We start from the raw sequence: 14,626 nt of genomic DNA on the forward strand, positions 1-14,626 counted from the left end.
GGCTCACCGGTATCGGCAACTGGACGTTCTTCCTCGCCTTTTCCTTCTTCCGGCTGGCTGCCATCTGCCAGGGCGTCTTCAAGCGGGCGCTGGACGGCAACGCCTCCAATCCCGAGAAGGCGAAAACCTATGGCGAGGCGGTGAAACTGCTTTCGTGTCTTGCCGCAGAACTGATCGACAGGGAGGCGTGATGGGCCATTTCGAGAGAGGAACGGTGCTGATCACGGGGCTGCCAAAATTCGAAAAGCGTCGGCACGATCCGAAGCATACCGTTTGGGAACTTCCCGTGCCCTTGTCCGTTTCCGTACAGCGTATATAATTTAGCCAGCCACCAACCCAACCGAAGGCACCAGATCTTGCCGCAGAGCGTCCAGACACGCCGCGAGAAACAAAAAGCAGAACTGCGCTCCGAATTGCTCGAGGCCGCGCATAAGCTTGTCCAGGAAGAGGGCTATGAGGGCCTGACCATCCGCAAGCTGGCCAAGCGGGTCGGCTACGCCCCGATGTCCGTTTATTCCTACTTCGCCGACAAGCAGGACATCCTGTTCGCTCTGGCCGAGGACGCATTCGAGACGCTTGCTCGCCGCATCGAGGAGCATCCGTCCGATGATCCGATCGCAGCCTTGCAGGCGGTGATGACGGAATATGCCGCCTTCGGGCTCGGCAATCCCAACGAATACCGCACCGTATTCATGACCGAAAAGACCAAGCTGCCGGAAGGCAGGAGCTACGACGACATGGAAGAGAGCAACCCGGCGATGAAGGCGCTGATCAGCCGGGTCGAGGCCTGCGTTGCCGCCGGAAAATTGCAGGGCGATCCGCGCGCCATCGCCACCATGCTGTGGGCGGTTGGCCACGGCACGATCTCGCTGCTCATCACCTTTCCATTCTACCCCTTCGGCGACCCGCAGGCCTTCGTGAAGCGGATGTGCGATTTCACGCTCGCCACGCTCAGCACGCAAAACGTCCCGCCATTGACCGAGACACCGGTCAACTGCTGACCTTTCATTTCCATATTTTCTCTCCGCCCCAGCCAGACCCTGGGGGGATTTCTTGGTTAACGAAAAATTTATCGTACGCGTACGGTTTTCCCTTGAATTCCCAATCGACGGCGTATATGTACAGTCTATCGTACATGTACGAGAAAAATTCACCCGTCGGTACGAATTGAATTCGACCCGGAAACCGGAGACTGACAATGAAAAAGACACTCCTCACCCTCGCCGCCGTGCTGGCACTTTCGGGCTCGGCTTTCGCCGCCAACACCACCCATCCGGTCAAGCATGCGCCGGTGGCGGCCTGCGTTGACACCAAGACCAACCTGAAGCTCGATTGCGCTTCGACCGGTTCGGTCGAGAAGAAGGGTGCCACGGAAAACACCGCTGAAGGCAAGGGCCCGCGGCTCGGCATCAGCATCAATCCGTGGATTGTGCCGAGCGCATTCTGATATCAGCAAAGATCACGTCTGGCCGGCACAAGTCGGCCAGCTTCAAGCGACCGAAATCGGCAGCTTCGCCGCTGAACTTTCAAAGGCTGCGTCGATCAGCTTCTGCATGTCGGCGGCGCGCCGGAACGACGGATCGCCATTCCGGCCTGCATCCAGCGCATCGGCAAAGCGTCGCGCATTGCGCTTGACACTGGGCAGATCCAAAGTCCGCCAGCGCTGAAGATCGACATCCCCGCCGAGGCAGGCCGACAGGCTCGATGCCTTGCCGTCGGTCTCGACCTTGATGGCGCCCTGGGTGCCGTGCAGGGCCAGCGACAGATCGTTGGCGTGACCGGTCATGTAGCGGCTCGCCACGATCGTGGCGAGCGCGCCGCAATCGAGCCGCGCCGTCATTGCCACGCTGTCATTGGCGTCCAGCACATAGTCGCCGATGCGCTCGCCCTCGGCCTTCGGAAACGTCACCAGATCGGCATGCAGGCTGACGATATCCTGGCCGGCGCCATAGGTGGCGAAATCCAGGATATGGATGCCGACATCGCCCAGCACGCCGGTCGAACCGTGCCGGCTGGACAAGCGCCACAGCCATTTGTCCTCGACCCGCCAGTCACCCCATGATTTGCTGACCAGCCAGCTTTGCCGGTAGCTCGCCTCGACATGGCGCAATGCGCCGATCTCGCCGGCCTGAACCATGCGCCGCGCCTCGTGGATCGCCGGTGAGTTGCGATAGGTGAGGTTGACCATGTTGATCACCCCGGCAGCCTCGGCCGCTTCGGTCATAGCAAGTGCGTCGGCATGATTCGGCGCCAGCGGCTTTTCGCAAAACACATGTTTTCCTACGCCGAGCAGCGCCAGCGTCGTCGCCCTATGGGCACCATCCGGCGTCGCGTTGATGGCGGCATCGAACTGGCCCCAGGCGATCGCCGCCTCCAGGCTCTCGAAAGAATCGCCGATCTTGCTGGCCGCGGCGAACGCCGCAGCGCGACCGGGCACCTGGTCGACACAGGCGACGATGCTGCAGCCGGGAATCCCGGCAAACTCCTCGACATGATGCCCGGCGATACCGCCGGTGCCGAGCAGAAGAATTCGATGCATTAGCCCCAAGCCCCCAAAATCAACTCACGCCTTGGGCAACTCAGGCCCGATCAGCTCAGGCCGCCCCAATCAGCTCAGGCCCTTGTCGCCATCGGCATGCAGGCGCAGCCCCTTCTGCACGATCTTCTCCTTGGCCGCATCCGTCGGCACGTTCGGCGCATTGGTGATGCCGGACCAGGCCGGCGCCGGATTGTGCGCCCAATGGACGGCGTTGCGCAGCACCTGCTGCACGCCCTCATTGTGATAGATCGGATAGGTTTCGTGGCCGGGCGAGAAGTAGAAGATCCGTCCCGCGCCGCGCTGGTAGGTCAGCCCTGACCGGAACACCTCGCCGCCCTCGTACCAGGAGACGAACACCGTCTCCAGCGGCTCCGGCACCGCGAACGGCTCGCCATACATTTCGGTCTCGCCGATCTCCAGGCACTCGCCAATGCCTTGCGCGATCGGGTGGCCGCGGTTGATCGCCCAGACGCGCTCGCGCTCGCCCGCCTCGCGCCATTTCAGCGAACAGGGCGTGCCCATCAGCCGCTTGAAGATCTTCGAGTAGTGGCCGGAATGGAGCACGATCAGGCCCATCCCTTCCCAGACCCGCTTCTGCACCCGCTCGACGATCTCGTCCTTGACCTCGCCATGCGCCGCGTGGCCCCACCACAAAAGCACGTCGGTGGCCGCCAGGCGCTTTTCGCTCAGGCCGTGCTCGGGCTCCTGCAAGGTGGCGGTGGCCGCCTCGATGCCCTTGTCCTGGTTGAGCGCGGCGGCGATGGTGCCGTGCATCCCCAAGGGATAGAGTTCGCGCACGGCTTCATTGGTCTGCTCGTGGACGTTCTCGCCCCAAACGATCGCTTTTGTCGGCATTTTCATCTCCCAAAGCGCTTTAAATAGCACGCCCAAGGAGATTGAGAAGGTCCGATGCGATCTGGCCCGATGGAATACTAGGTCTTGCGCTTCTTGCGCCCCGGCACGGTCTTGGCCTTGCCCGGTTTCGCCGGTGCGCCGGGGATGGCGGTTCCGGTAATGGATACCGGATCGCTGGCCGGGAACGTGTCTTCGAGGCCTTCCTCGAGTTCCTCTTCGGCGCTCGGGGCTTCATGTCGCTCATGTTCGAGCGAGCGGACGGCCGATGTCTTTTTGACCGGCGACTTCGGCGCGGAATTCGACGGCATCGGCATTTCTCCCTCGGCGTGCGGATGCAGAACGAGCGTGCCCTGCAAAACGTTCCGAGTTCAGACCGCCGCGTCGCGCGATCCCTCGGACAGGAAAGTAAAGACATAGTCCGAGAAGGAACGCCAGCATTCGACCCGGAAGGCATCGGCGGCTGTGCGCAACAGCACGATCTCGGTCTTGCCCAGGATGGTGCGCGACGCCGCGCCCACCGGGAAGGCGTCGAGCGACAGATCCTGCGGGCAGCCCGCATTGATCGTCGCCGCTGCCCCCGCGCCCGTCACTGATATCGCGATGTTGCGATGCGAGATGCCGACCGCCGAGTGCAAAGCGGCAACCCCGGCGCAATCGGCCAGCGGATCGTTGCCGGCTTCATCGATGACAAGCCATTCGTCGGGGCCGAGCCACAAGGCGGTGCGCCCGCCCTTCGAGGAGGATGTCTTCGGCTTTTTCGGCAAGGTCACGCCGAGCGCCTTCGAAAGCGCTGCGGCCGAAGCCTCCGGCGCACGCAGCGAAATGCGCTCGGCCGGCGGCAGCACCTCGACCTTGACGGCGGCAGCAGTGGTGCTGCGTCCAGCCAGCGCCGGACGGCGCTCGACCGAAGGCGATGCAGCCGGAGCCGTCTTCCTTGCAGCGGCCTTAGCCATTGAGGCGCCCTCCCGTCTCGTCGAAGAACACCATGCCGGTAACCTCCACTTCGATCACCCCGTTCGGCATCGGCACGTAGAGCGTGTCGCCCATCCGGTCGCGGCCGCCGGCGACCAGCGCCAGCGCGATCGAGCGGCCGCAATTTTCCGACCAGTAGCTCGAGGTGACGTGACCGATCATCTTCATCGGGATCGCCTGCTTGGGGTCGGCGACGATCTGCGCGCCTTCCTCCAGCACCACCTTTGGGTCTTTCGTTTTCAAGCCGACCAGTTGCTTGCGGCCCTTGGCGACCAGGTCGGGCCGCGCCATGCCCCTGATACCGACGAAGTCGGTCTTCTTCTTGCCGACCGCCCAGTCGAGACCGGCATCGTTCGGCGTCACCGTGCCGTCAGTGTCCTGGCCGACGATGATGTAGCCCTTTTCGGCGCGCAGCACGTGCATCGCCTCGGTGCCGTAGGCGGCGGCGCCATGCTTCTGGCCTTCGGCCCAAAGCGCTTCCCAGACCGCCTGGCCATAGTCGGCAGGCACGTTGACCTCGAAGCCCCGCTCGCCGGTGAACGACATGCGGAACAACCTCGTCGGCACGCCGCAGATCTTGCCTTCGCGCACCGACATATGCGGCAGCGCCTCGTCCGACATGTCGATGCCTTCGACCAGCGACGCGATGATGTCGCGGGATTTTGGTCCCTGCACGGCGATGACAGCCCATTGTTCGGTGATCGAGGTCAGCCAGACATTGAGATGCGGGAACTCGGTCTGGAGATAGTCCTCCATGTGGTTCATGACACGCGGCGCGCCGCCGGTCGTCGTCGTCACATGGAAACGGTCGGGCGCCAGCCTGCCGACGACGCCGTCATCATAGATGAAACCGTCCTCGCGCAGCATGATGCCATAGCGGCAGCGGCCGGGTTCCAGCTTCTCCCAAGGGTTGGTGTAGAGCAGCTCCATGAATTTGGCCGCATCCGGCCCGACCACTTCGATCTTGCCCAGTGTCGAGGCATCGAACAGGCCGGCAGTCTTGCGCACGGCGACGCATTCGCGGTCGACAGCAGCATGCATGTCCTCGCCCGCCTTGGGGAAATACCAGGCGCGCTTCCACTGGCCGACATCCTCGAACACCGCGCCTTGCGCCTCGGCCCAGGGATGGATCGCCGTTTTACGCGTCGGGTCGAACAGCGGCCCGCGCGCATGGCTGACGATGGCGCCGAAGGTCACCGGCGTATAGGGCGCCCGGAACGTGGTCAGGCCGACCTCCGGGATCGGCTTTCCCAGCATCTCGGCGGCAATCGCCAGGCCGTGCATGTTGGAGGTCTTGCCCTGATCGGTGGCCATGCCGTTGGTGGTGAAGCGCTTGACGTGCTCGATCGAGCGCATGCCTTCGTGCACCGCCTGGCGGATATCCTTGGCGGTGACGTCGTTCTGGAAGTCGACAAACGCCTTCACCGTGGTGTCCGGCCCGGCGCCAGGAGCCGCACCCAGCATGCCGCGCGACCAGCTCTCCGAGGTGTCGACCTTCGGCTTCGTACCCTTGGCGGTTTTCGCGCCCGCATCCCTGGCCGCTTTGGCGCCCGCGGCATAGGCCTCGTCGACCGTCGCCGATAGGCCGTCGGTACCATTGCAGGCGCCGACAGAGACACAATCCTGCGCATAGGTGCCCGGCACGAAGCGCTTGGTCTCGTCGTTGAAGGCGACCTTGCCGCGCGACTGCGAGAACAGATGCACCGACGGCGTCCAGCCGGCCGACATCAGGATCGCGTCGACTGGAATGATGCGTTCGCCGCCGCCATTCTTCGGCTGCACCGTCATCGAGGAAACGCGCAGCTTGCCGCCGGCGCGGATCACCGCGCGGCCGAAATTGACCTCGATGCCGAGCGCCCTCGCCTCGTCGATCACCGGTCCGGTCGGATTGTCGCGCAGATCGACGATCGCCGCCACGTTGACGCCGGCCTTCTTCAGGTCGATCGCCGCTGCATAGGCGGAATCATTGGCGGTGTAGACGCCGACATTCCTGCCGACCGCGACGCCATAGTGGTTGAGATAGGTGCGCGCGGCACCCGCCAGCATGATGCCCGGGCGGTCGTTGTCGGCGAACACCATGTGGCGCTCGATGGCGCCCGAGGCCAGCACCACGCGCTTGGCCCTGACTTGCCACAGCCGCTCGCGCGCCAGATCGTGGCCGGGAGCCTTCAGATGATCGCTGACACGCTCGACCAGGCCGACGAAATTCTGCGCGTAATAGCCAAACGCCGTCGTGCGCGGGAGCACGCGGACATTGTCCATCGCGGCGAGCTTCGCCACGGCAGCTTGCGCCCAGGCAAAGCCGTCCTGGCCGTCGATTTTCGCGCCGCTCTCGAAACGCAGGCTGCCGCCGAACTCGGCCTGCTCGTCGGCGAGGATGACCCGCACGCCGGTCTCCGCCGCTGCCAATGCCGCAGCGATGCCCGCCGCACCGCCGCCCAGCACCAGCACGTCGCAATGCGCATAGCGTGACGAATAATGGTCGGGATCGGGCTGGTCCGGGGAAACTCCAAGACCGGCCGCGGCGCGGATCTTGGGCTCGTACAGGCTCTTCCATGCCGCCTTCGGCCACATGAAGGTCTTGTAGTAGAAGCCGGCCGAAAACATCGGCGACGCGATGTCGTTGACCGCACCGACGTCGAAGGACAGCGACGGCCAGCGGTTCTGCGACTGCGCCTCGAGCCCGTCATAAAGCTCCTGCACAGTCGCGCGCACGTTCGGCGTCTTGCGTGCCGCGTCGCGCCTGATTTCGACCAGCGCGTTCGGCTCCTCGGCGCCCGCCGACAGGATGCCGCGCGGACGGTGGTACTTGAACGAACGGCCGACCAGATGGACGCCATTGGCGAGCAGCGCCGAGGCCAGCGTGTCGCCCTCGATGCCGGCATAGGACTGGCCATCGAAGCTGAAACGCGCGGTCTTGGCTTGGCTGAAGCGGCCGGCGCCGGAAATGCGGTACGACGCGCCGCTCATTTGCCAACTCCTGGCAGCTTGGAGGGTTTGGGTTCGCCGGCCTTGTAGGTCATGACGAACCTGTCGGTGACGGTGTCGCGCACGGCGTTGAAGAAACGCGCGCAGCCATGCATGTGCCGCCACCGCTCATAGATGATGCCCTTGGGGTTGGAGCGGATGAAGAAGAACTTTTCGAAATCGTCGTCGCTCTCGCCGGCCATATTGGCCGAGCGCGCGATATGCGCCTCGCCGGCGTTGCGGAACTCGAGTTCCGGACGCTCTTCCTCGCAATAGGGGCAGCGGATGAGAAGCATTTGTTCGTTCCTACAATTCGCCGTGGCCGACGCGGGCGCCCGCCGGTTGATCGCAAAGCTTCTGTCCCAGGGTCGCGAACGGCGCGACGAGCCGGATGCGTTCCTCCACGCTTGCAGCGGGACGAAACAGATCGCGCGACGCCATGTTGCCGAGAGTGAGTTGCATCGGATCGGTGGTGACGATGACTTGACGCGGCTGGAATGTCTCGTCTTCGTCAAGCCCTTCGGGACGTCCCTCGAAGAACATCACCACCCGCTGGCCGCCGCTCCAGACGCAGGCCAGCGTGCCGTCGTCGACCGAAAACGGCCAGACGGTCTCGTTGCCGGTGCGGCTGATCGGTTGCGTGCGCACTTCGTCAGCCGACGGAAAATGGAACATGCCCCGTTCCCCCGCCAGCACGTGTTCCCCCGCCAGAATCAGCGGCATCGCGACAGCCATCCCAGCCATCATCAGTGCGCCACCGCCGCCGCCGCCGCCTCGTCGATGAGCCGGCCGGTGCGGAAGCGCTCGATGGTGAAGGGCGCATTGATCGGATGCGGATCGTCTTTGGCGATGGTGTGGGCAAAGACATGGCCCGAGCCCGGCGTCGCCTTGAAGCCGCCCGTGCCCCAGCCACAATTGACATAAAGCCCGGGCACCGGCGTCTTGGCCAGGATCGGCGAGCGGTCGGGCGTGACGTCGACGATGCCGCCCCACGAGCGCAGCATCTTCATGCGCGTGAAGATCGGGAACATCTCGCAGATGGCGTCCAGCGTGTGCTGCAATATGTGCAGGCCGCCGGTCTGCGAATAGGAGACATACTGGTCGGTGCCGGCGCCGATCACCAGCTCGCCCTTGTCGGACTGCGAGATATAGGCGTGCACCGTGTTCGACATGACCACGCAGGGCACCACCGGCTTGACCGGTTCCGACACCAGCGCCTGCAATGGATAACTCTCCAGCGGCATGCGCACGCCGGCCATGTTCATGATCACTGAGGAATGGCCGGCGGCAACGACGCCGACCTTCTTGGCACCGATGAAGCCGCGCGTCGTGTCGACGCCCAAAACCGCGCCATTGGCCGCCCGCTTGACCCCGGTGACCTCGCAATTCTGAATGATATGGACGCCGCGCGCCGAGGCGCCGCGCGCATAGCCCCAGGCAACCGCATCGTGGCGCGCCGTGCCGCCGCGCCGCTGCAGCGCCGCACCGACCACCGGATAGCGCGCATCCCTGGAGGTGTTGAGCGGCGGGCAGAATTCCTTCGCCTGCTCCGGCGTCAGCCACTCATTGTCGATACCGTTCAGCCGGTTGGCGTGCACGTGGCGCTTCAGCACCTGCACGTCGTGCACATTGTGCGCGAGCATCATGACGCCGCGCGCCGAATACATGACGTTGTAGTTGAGCTCCTGGCTCAGCCCATCCCACAGCTTCAGTGCATGGTCGTAGATGCCGGCGCTCTCGTCATAGAGATAGTTGGAGCGGATGATGGTGGTGTTGCGGCCTGTGTTGCCGCCGCCGAGCCAGCCCCTTTCCAGCACCGCGACATTGGTGATGCCGTGAACCGTGGCGAGGTAATAGGCGGTGGCCAGGCCATGGCCGCCGGCGCCGACGATGATGACGTCGTATTCTTTCCTGGGCTCAGGCGAGGACCACTGTTCTTCCCAGCCCTTGTGGCCGCGCATGGCTTCACGGGCGATGGCGAATACCGAATATTTCTTCAACGTCCCAACCTCGCCCCAAAAAGGCTTCGCGAATGGCGGCCGGCGTTCAGTCGGTCCCGGCGCGCGAGGTGTATCACTAGCGAAACAGCGCTTCCACCCTTGCGCTGTTTGCGACGGCGCTTGCCGTTTTGCGCCGTGGTGAAAAAGACGCATCCGGCGCGTCGGCGCTTTCCAGCATCTTGGCGGGTATCGGGTGGCTCGCCTGGCCTCGATCTGCGACCAAGCATCCCAACTGCCGGTCAAGCCGGCGCGAAGAAAAGGATGCAAAAATGTTCGCACTCGCAAACAAGATCGCCATCGTCACCGGCGCCAGTTCCGGCATCGGCCGCGCCACGGCAAAACTCTTCGCGGAGGAAGGCGCCAAGGTCATCGTCGCCGCCCGCCGCCAGGCCGAGCTCGACGCGCTTGTCGCCGAAATCGCGGATGCCGATGGCATCGCCATCGCGCTTGCCGGCGATGTCCGCGACGAAGCCTACGCAAAGGCCCTTGTCGATCTGGCGGTCGAAAAATTCGGCGGGCTCGACATCGCCTTCAACAATGCCGGCGCTGTCGGCCTGATGGGACCGATAGCCGAACTGCCGCTGGAAGGCTGGCGCGAGACGCTCGACACCAATCTCACCAGCGCGTTTCTCGGCGCCAAATACCAGGTGCCGGCAATGGTCGAGCGTGGCGGTGGTTCGCTGATCTTCACCTCCACCTTCGTCGGCCACACAGTCGGCATGCCAGGCATGACCAGTTATGCCGCGAGCAAGGCCGGCCTCATCGGACTGACACAGGTGCTTGCCGCCGAATACGGCCCGAAAGGCGTGCGGGTCAACGCGCTGCTGCCCGGCGGCACAGACACGCCGGCGGCAACCTTCAAGACCCCGGAATCACGGGCCTTCGTCGAAGGCCTGCATGCTTTGAAGCGTGTCGCTATGCCGGAGGAGATCGCTCGCTCGGCGCTCTATCTCGCCTCCGATGCCTCGAGCTTTACCACCGGAGCCGCTCTGTTTGCCGATGGCGGCGTGTCGATCAACCGGACGTGAAGACTTTTCGCGTCCGGAATGCATGTTCATAGCCGCCAGGCAGACGGCCGGTCTTGATTTTTCGCCGCGATTTGGCGATGCCGTTTCTGTCCAAAAGCGGGGTCTGGAACTATGTTGTTGATCAGAACCTATGTGACTGCGAGTGCGATCGAAGGCGTCGGCGTGTTCGCTGCGGAGCCGATCAGGAAAGGGGCTTCGATCTGGCGGCTCGATCCGGATTTCGACCGACTGGTCCCCATGGACAAATACGAAGCGGCCCCCCCGCATCTCAGGGAACTGCTCGACCGCTATGCCTATCCCAGCCCCGACCGGCCAGGTTTCATGGTCTATGAAGTCGACAATGGCCGCTTCATGAACCATTCCAGCAATCCGAATACGGATTTTTCGCAATATGGCGGGGCCACCGCGACCCGCGACATCGCCGTGGGCGAGGAGATCACCTGCGACTACGGCGAGTTCTTCGAGGATTTCGAGCGGCTGCACCTCGCGACGGCCTAGTCGGCTCCTTATCTCAAGGCAAACAGACTGCGGCTGGCACCGCAAATTCATTTCCGCTGTGGACAGCGCGGCATGATTCTGCTATCAGCCGCCACAATTCGTGGTGTAAACCGCCGCGGAGGCTAGCGGCTATGATCGCTTGCCTGTTGATATCAAACCCGAAAGACAGGATTGCCCGTGCAGGTACTCGTCCGCGACAATAACGTTGATCAGGCGCTTCGCGCTCTCAAGAAGAAGATGCAGCGCGAGGGCATTTTCCGCGAAATGAAGATGCGCGGTCACTACGAGAAGCCGTCCGAGAAGCGCGCCCGCGAAAAGGCTGAAGCCGTTCGCCGCGCCCGCAAGCTGGCCCGCAAGCGCGCCCAGCGCGAAGGCCTGCTGCCGATGACGCCGCGCCCTGTTGCTGCCGGCGCCGCTGGTGGTGCAGCTGGCGCTCCGCGTCCGCCGCGGTTCTAACGCCAATTTTTCGTCCTTTTCGAAGGATATCAGAGGTGGCGCGATGTGGAATCGCCGCCACCTTTTTGTTTTGATGTGACCGGTCCGGAGGGGGAGCCGGATCTGAACGACGCGGCTTGAAGTGAGGACAGGGCAGACATGAACGCAACGAGCGTGGAGCGCGGGACCGCATTGCGTGGTTTCGCCCTGACAGCGGCCCTGCTCTCCGGACTGGCGCTTGCCGGCTGCCAAACGGCGGGCCCGACCGGTGAATTCAACAACATCGACAAGGCGCAAGGCTCGAGCGAGAACATTTCCTCGCTGTCGGCGGTCATCCAGCGCAATCCCCAGGATCCCGAAGGCTACAATGTGCGCGGCTCGGCCTATGGCCGTGGCGGCCAATACCAGGCGGCGCTCAAGGATTTCAATCAAGCCATCCAGCTCAATCCGAATTTCTTCCAGGCCTATTCGAATCGTGCGCTCATCCAGCGCTTCCTCGGCAACCAGGAAGCCGCGCTCGCGGACTACAACCGTTCGATCCAGATCAACTCGAACTATGACGCCGCCTATATCGGCCGCGGCAATCTCTACCGCAAGGCGGGTCGCACCCAGGACGCCTTCAACGACTTTCAGAAGGCGATCCAGCTCGATACGACCGACGCGCGCGCCTACCACAATCGAGGCCTGATCTATCAGAGCCAGGGCCAGCACAAATTCGCCATCGAGGATTTCTCGACCGCCATCTCGCTGGCGCCGGACGCCGCCGAGCCCTACAACGGCCGCGGCCTCTCCTATCTGGCGACCAATGACGAGGACAACGCCTTCTCCGATTTCAACATGGCGATCAAGCTCGACGGCAAGAACGCCGAGGCCTGGGCCAACCAGGCGCTGATCTACGAGCGGCGCGGTGACAAGGCGAAAGCCGCGAAATCCTATAAGGAAGCCGTTCGCCTCGACCCGACCTACCAGCCGGCCAAGGATGGCCTCGCCCGCGTCAGCTGATCTCGGTTTCGGCAAACGCTTCCCATACAAATCCGCGTGACATCCAAATGCCGCGGGATCCTTGGCGTGTCCGAAAAGACGCACTTCGCAACCGCGCATTAACCCCGGCAGGAGGCTTTCGGCCCCTGCCTTGATCGCGCCAAGTTTTCAGCGGAACGGTCTGGCCTCCCAAGCCGTTATCGAAAAGCAATTTGCGAAAGGACCCTCCCATGATCAAGAAACTCGCCTGCGCCGCTGCCCTCGCCACGACGATGTTCGCGGTGGCTCCAGCCAGCGCCGGCAAGCTGCAACTCGGCACGCTCGATTGCACCATCGACGGCGGCACCGCTTATATCGTCGCTTCCAACAAGGGCGTGTCCTGTGTCTTCCGGCCTCATCATCACGGGCCGTCCGAGGTTTACACAGGCGTCATCTCCAAGATCGGCCTCGATGTCGGCCAGACGCATCAGGGCCAGCTCGTTTGGGCCGTGCTGGCTGCGACCCGGGACCGTGACGGAGGCGATCTCGCCGGCAGCTATTACGGCGTCAACGCCGAGGCGAGCGTGGTGACCGGCGGCGGCGCCAATCTGCTGGTTGGCGGCTTGGACAGCGCCTTCATGCTGGAGCCGCTCAGCGTCCAGGCGCAGACCGGCGTCAACCTTGCCGTGGCCGTGACCTCGCTCCAGCTGATCCATTCATTCAAGTGATCGCATGGAGCCGTGCGCTCCATGACCCCTCACCCCGCGGCGCGGAACCAGATAGGATGGTTCCGCGCCGTTGATTTTTGAGGGGACCATCATGCTGAAGACAGCCATCGCTGCCATATTCGCTACCGTGTTTGTCGGAGCAGCGCAGGCGCAGGACCGAGGCATAGAGCTCGGTACGCTTGACTGTGCCATTGGCGGCGGCACCGGCTTCATCTTCGGCTCGAGCAAGGATCTGAGCTGCACCTTCAACCCCGCCGACAAGAGCTTCGCGTCGGAAGCCTATTTCGGCGCCGTCAACAAATACGGCCTCGACATCGGCACGACGAAGCAGACGGTCATGCAGTGGATCGTGCTGACGCCGCTGAAGAACATCTACGCGCCGGGTGCGCTGGCCGGCGACTACATCGGCGCCAGCGCCGAGGTGACGGCCGCCGTCGGCGCCGGCGCCAATCTGCTGGTCGGCGGCTCCTCGCAAGCCTTCACCTTGCAGCCGCTCAGCTTGCAGACGCAGACCGGCATGAACCTCGCGATCGGCGTCAGCCAGTTCCAGCTGCGCAGCACCGAGAACTGATCGCGCAACGAACCCGCCAATCGGAAAGGCTGCCGCGCGAACGGTCCTCAAAAAACCGCTTGAGCTCAACCCCGGTTGAGGTTTTACAAGCCTGCCCCGAACGAAACAACGCCTCGATGCGGCGCCCGATCCGGCGCTGTCGAACCGCATGGTCCTGCCGGAAAGCCGCACTGGCTTCTGGCGTCCTGCGCTGGCGTCGAGATATGCAAGACAGGGGTGGAAATGACCGAGATCAGCACAAACAAGGTCGACTGGCGCGGATTATGGGCAAGCGGCGACCTGGCGCGCTTCTGCTTCATCAGCCTCGGCATCCTGTTGCACGCCACCAACGAGACGATGGTGGCAACGGTGATGCCGGCCATGGTCGGCGAACTGGCGGGCGTGCAGCTCGTCGGCTGGTCGCTGGCGATCTACGAACTCGGTGCCATCGTTGCCGGCGCGGCCGCCGGACGGCTGGTGAGTTATGTCCCCTTGCGCACCAACATGGTGGTCGCAGCCCTGCTCTACGCAGCAGGCGCCCTGATCTGCGCCACCTCGCCTTCCATGCAACTGTTCCTCGCCGGCCGCCTGATCGAAGGACTTGGCGGCGGTGCGCTGGTGTCGCTGGCCTTCGTCTCGGTCGAACGACTGTTCTCGCGCGCCATCTGGCCGCAGCTTTTCGGCATCATGTCGGCGATCTGGGGCGTCGCCGCCTTCAGCGGACCATTGCTCGGCGCGATCATGACCGAGCTTTTGTCATGGCGCTGGGCCTTCGGCATCTTCACCCTCGGCGGCGCAGCCATGGCGCTGGCAAGTTTCATCGTGCTCGACACGCCGGAGGCGACGAGGCCGAAGGCGAGCGCAGGCGGGGCGCCGCCCTTCCCGTTCGCGGCCCTTGCCTGCCTTGCCGTTGCCGTGGTGCTGATCGCCTCGGCCGGCGTCGACATCGCCTTGCTGCGCTCTTCGCTGCTGATGGCCTTCGGCCTCATCGGCCTGCTGCTGTTCTTCACCATCGACGCGCTGAAGCCGCTTTCGCGGCTGTTCCCGGCGCGGCTGTTCTCATGGCGCACGCCGGTCGGCGCCGGCATGACCAG

17 protein-coding genes and 1 pseudogene are annotated in these 14,626 nt (G+C 63.8%); 10 read left to right on the forward strand and 8 right to left on the reverse strand.

Translation table 11 applies throughout. The annotated features are described in order from the left end of the window. The 3 genes and pseudogenes from EN879_RS06785 to EN879_RS06800 all read left to right on the forward strand — a co-directional run. Positions 1-191: pseudogene (locus EN879_RS06785) on the forward strand (phosphotransferase family protein); the annotation flags it as partial. A gap of 165 nt (positions 192-356) precedes the next feature. After that, positions 357-1,001 (forward strand): TetR/AcrR family transcriptional regulator, encoded by a 645-nt coding sequence (locus EN879_RS06795; RefSeq protein ID WP_013529665.1) that lies wholly within the window; start codon positions 357-359, stop codon positions 999-1,001. A 197-nt stretch (positions 1,002-1,198) separates the two neighbouring features. Beyond that, the gene (locus tag EN879_RS06800; protein ID WP_013529664.1) at positions 1,199-1,447 is read left to right on the forward strand and encodes a DUF680 domain-containing protein; all 249 of its coding nucleotides are present in this window, start codon (positions 1,199-1,201) and stop codon (positions 1,445-1,447) included. A 42-nt stretch (positions 1,448-1,489) separates the two neighbouring features. Here EN879_RS06800 and EN879_RS06805 read toward each other — a convergent pair whose 3' ends face one another. From EN879_RS06805 to EN879_RS06840, 8 genes are all read right to left on the reverse strand, one after another. Next, complete coding sequence (locus EN879_RS06805) at positions 1,490-2,539, reverse strand: Gfo/Idh/MocA family oxidoreductase (RefSeq protein ID WP_063168971.1); 1,050 nt, start codon at positions 2,537-2,539, stop codon at positions 1,490-1,492. 69 nt (positions 2,540-2,608) lie between these two features. Then, positions 2,609-3,394 (reverse strand): ThuA domain-containing protein, encoded by a 786-nt coding sequence (locus EN879_RS06810; protein WP_027161369.1) that lies wholly within the window; start codon positions 3,392-3,394, stop codon positions 2,609-2,611. Between the two features lie 77 nt (positions 3,395-3,471). Further along, positions 3,472-3,702, reverse strand: coding sequence for a hypothetical protein (locus tag EN879_RS06815; RefSeq protein ID WP_024502775.1), 231 nt, complete (start codon positions 3,700-3,702; stop codon positions 3,472-3,474). Positions 3,703-3,762: 60 nt separating this feature from the next. Beyond that, positions 3,763-4,347, reverse strand: a complete 585-nt coding sequence (locus EN879_RS06820; RefSeq protein ID WP_063168972.1) for a sarcosine oxidase subunit gamma — start codon at positions 4,345-4,347, stop codon at positions 3,763-3,765. Further along, entirely contained in the window at positions 4,340-7,336 is a 2,997-nt protein-coding gene (locus EN879_RS06825; RefSeq protein ID WP_063168973.1) for a sarcosine oxidase subunit alpha, read from the reverse strand. The genes EN879_RS06820 and EN879_RS06825 overlap by 8 nt, the downstream gene beginning before the upstream one ends. Continuing rightward, positions 7,333-7,629: a sarcosine oxidase subunit delta gene (locus EN879_RS06830; RefSeq protein WP_013529658.1), complete on the reverse strand. Its 297-nt coding sequence runs from the start codon at positions 7,627-7,629 to the stop codon at positions 7,333-7,335. The genes EN879_RS06825 and EN879_RS06830 overlap by 4 nt, the downstream gene beginning before the upstream one ends. Positions 7,630-7,639: 10 nt before the next feature. Continuing rightward, on the reverse strand, positions 7,640-8,080 hold the full coding sequence (locus tag EN879_RS06835) for a hypothetical protein (RefSeq protein WP_013529657.1): 441 nt from the start codon (positions 8,078-8,080) through the stop codon (positions 7,640-7,642). Then, the gene (locus EN879_RS06840) at positions 8,080-9,333 is read right to left on the reverse strand and encodes a sarcosine oxidase subunit beta (protein WP_063168974.1); all 1,254 of its coding nucleotides are present in this window, start codon (positions 9,331-9,333) and stop codon (positions 8,080-8,082) included. The genes EN879_RS06835 and EN879_RS06840 overlap by 1 nt, the downstream gene beginning before the upstream one ends. 269 nt (positions 9,334-9,602) lie before the next feature. Between EN879_RS06840 and EN879_RS06845 the strand changes: the two genes are divergently transcribed. The 7 genes from EN879_RS06845 to EN879_RS06875 all read left to right on the forward strand — a co-directional run. Continuing rightward, positions 9,603-10,361 carry an SDR family oxidoreductase gene (locus tag EN879_RS06845; protein ID WP_063168975.1) on the forward strand — a complete coding sequence of 253 codons (759 nt, stop codon included), beginning with the start codon at positions 9,603-9,605 and terminating at the stop codon, positions 10,359-10,361. A gap of 111 nt (positions 10,362-10,472) precedes the next feature. After that, positions 10,473-10,859, forward strand: coding sequence for an SET domain-containing protein-lysine N-methyltransferase (locus EN879_RS06850; RefSeq protein WP_063168976.1), 387 nt, complete (start codon positions 10,473-10,475; stop codon positions 10,857-10,859). Positions 10,860-11,036: 177 nt separating this feature from the next. After that, on the forward strand, positions 11,037-11,315 hold the full coding sequence (gene rpsU, locus EN879_RS06855) for a 30S ribosomal protein S21 (protein ID WP_013529653.1): 279 nt from the start codon (positions 11,037-11,039) through the stop codon (positions 11,313-11,315). A 138-nt stretch (positions 11,316-11,453) separates the two neighbouring features. Next, positions 11,454-12,296, forward strand: a complete 843-nt coding sequence (locus EN879_RS06860; RefSeq protein WP_013529652.1) for a tetratricopeptide repeat protein — start codon at positions 11,454-11,456, stop codon at positions 12,294-12,296. A gap of 209 nt (positions 12,297-12,505) precedes the next feature. Further along, a complete protein-coding gene (locus tag EN879_RS06865; RefSeq protein WP_024502781.1) occupies positions 12,506-12,982 on the forward strand; it encodes a DUF992 domain-containing protein in 477 nt (158 codons plus the stop codon). Between the two features lie 91 nt (positions 12,983-13,073). After that, positions 13,074-13,553 carry a DUF992 domain-containing protein gene (locus EN879_RS06870; protein WP_063168977.1) on the forward strand — a complete coding sequence of 160 codons (480 nt, stop codon included), beginning with the start codon at positions 13,074-13,076 and terminating at the stop codon, positions 13,551-13,553. Positions 13,554-13,775: 222 nt separating this feature from the next. Continuing rightward, the coding region (locus EN879_RS06875; protein WP_127273989.1) for an MFS transporter at positions 13,776-14,626 on the forward strand (851 nt) is incomplete at its 3' end.

The sequence above is a fragment of the Mesorhizobium sp. M7A.F.Ca.AU.002.02.1.1 genome, assembly GCF_003998535.1.
In the GTDB taxonomy this organism is placed as follows: domain Bacteria; phylum Pseudomonadota; class Alphaproteobacteria; order Rhizobiales; family Rhizobiaceae; genus Mesorhizobium; species Mesorhizobium ciceri.

Excerpts from the sequence above, each read along its gene's own strand:
- EN879_RS06800 (WP_013529664.1), top strand. The coding sequence starts at position 1,199 with ATGAAAAAGACACTCCTCACCCTCGCCGCCGTGCTGGCACTTTCGGGC.
- EN879_RS06805 (WP_063168971.1), bottom strand. The coding sequence starts at position 2,539 with ATGCATCGAATTCTTCTGCTCGGCACCGGCGGTATCGCCGGGCATCAT.
- EN879_RS06810 (WP_027161369.1), bottom strand. The coding sequence starts at position 3,394 with ATGCCGACAAAAGCGATCGTTTGGGGCGAGAACGTCCACGAGCAGACC.
- EN879_RS06815 (WP_024502775.1), bottom strand. The coding sequence starts at position 3,702 with ATGCCGTCGAATTCCGCGCCGAAGTCGCCGGTCAAAAAGACATCGGCC.
- EN879_RS06820 (WP_063168972.1), bottom strand. The coding sequence starts at position 4,347 with ATGGCTAAGGCCGCTGCAAGGAAGACGGCTCCGGCTGCATCGCCTTCG.
- EN879_RS06825 (WP_063168973.1), bottom strand. The coding sequence starts at position 7,336 with ATGAGCGGCGCGTCGTACCGCATTTCCGGCGCCGGCCGCTTCAGCCAA.
- EN879_RS06830 (WP_013529658.1), bottom strand. The coding sequence starts at position 7,629 with ATGCTTCTCATCCGCTGCCCCTATTGCGAGGAAGAGCGTCCGGAACTC.
- EN879_RS06835 (WP_013529657.1), bottom strand. The coding sequence starts at position 8,080 with ATGATGGCTGGGATGGCTGTCGCGATGCCGCTGATTCTGGCGGGGGAA.
- EN879_RS06845 (WP_063168975.1), top strand. The coding sequence starts at position 9,603 with ATGTTCGCACTCGCAAACAAGATCGCCATCGTCACCGGCGCCAGTTCC.
- EN879_RS06850 (WP_063168976.1), top strand. The coding sequence starts at position 10,473 with ATGTTGTTGATCAGAACCTATGTGACTGCGAGTGCGATCGAAGGCGTC.
- EN879_RS06860 (WP_013529652.1), top strand. The coding sequence starts at position 11,454 with ATGAACGCAACGAGCGTGGAGCGCGGGACCGCATTGCGTGGTTTCGCC.
- EN879_RS06865 (WP_024502781.1), top strand. The coding sequence starts at position 12,506 with ATGATCAAGAAACTCGCCTGCGCCGCTGCCCTCGCCACGACGATGTTC.
- EN879_RS06870 (WP_063168977.1), top strand. The coding sequence starts at position 13,074 with ATGCTGAAGACAGCCATCGCTGCCATATTCGCTACCGTGTTTGTCGGA.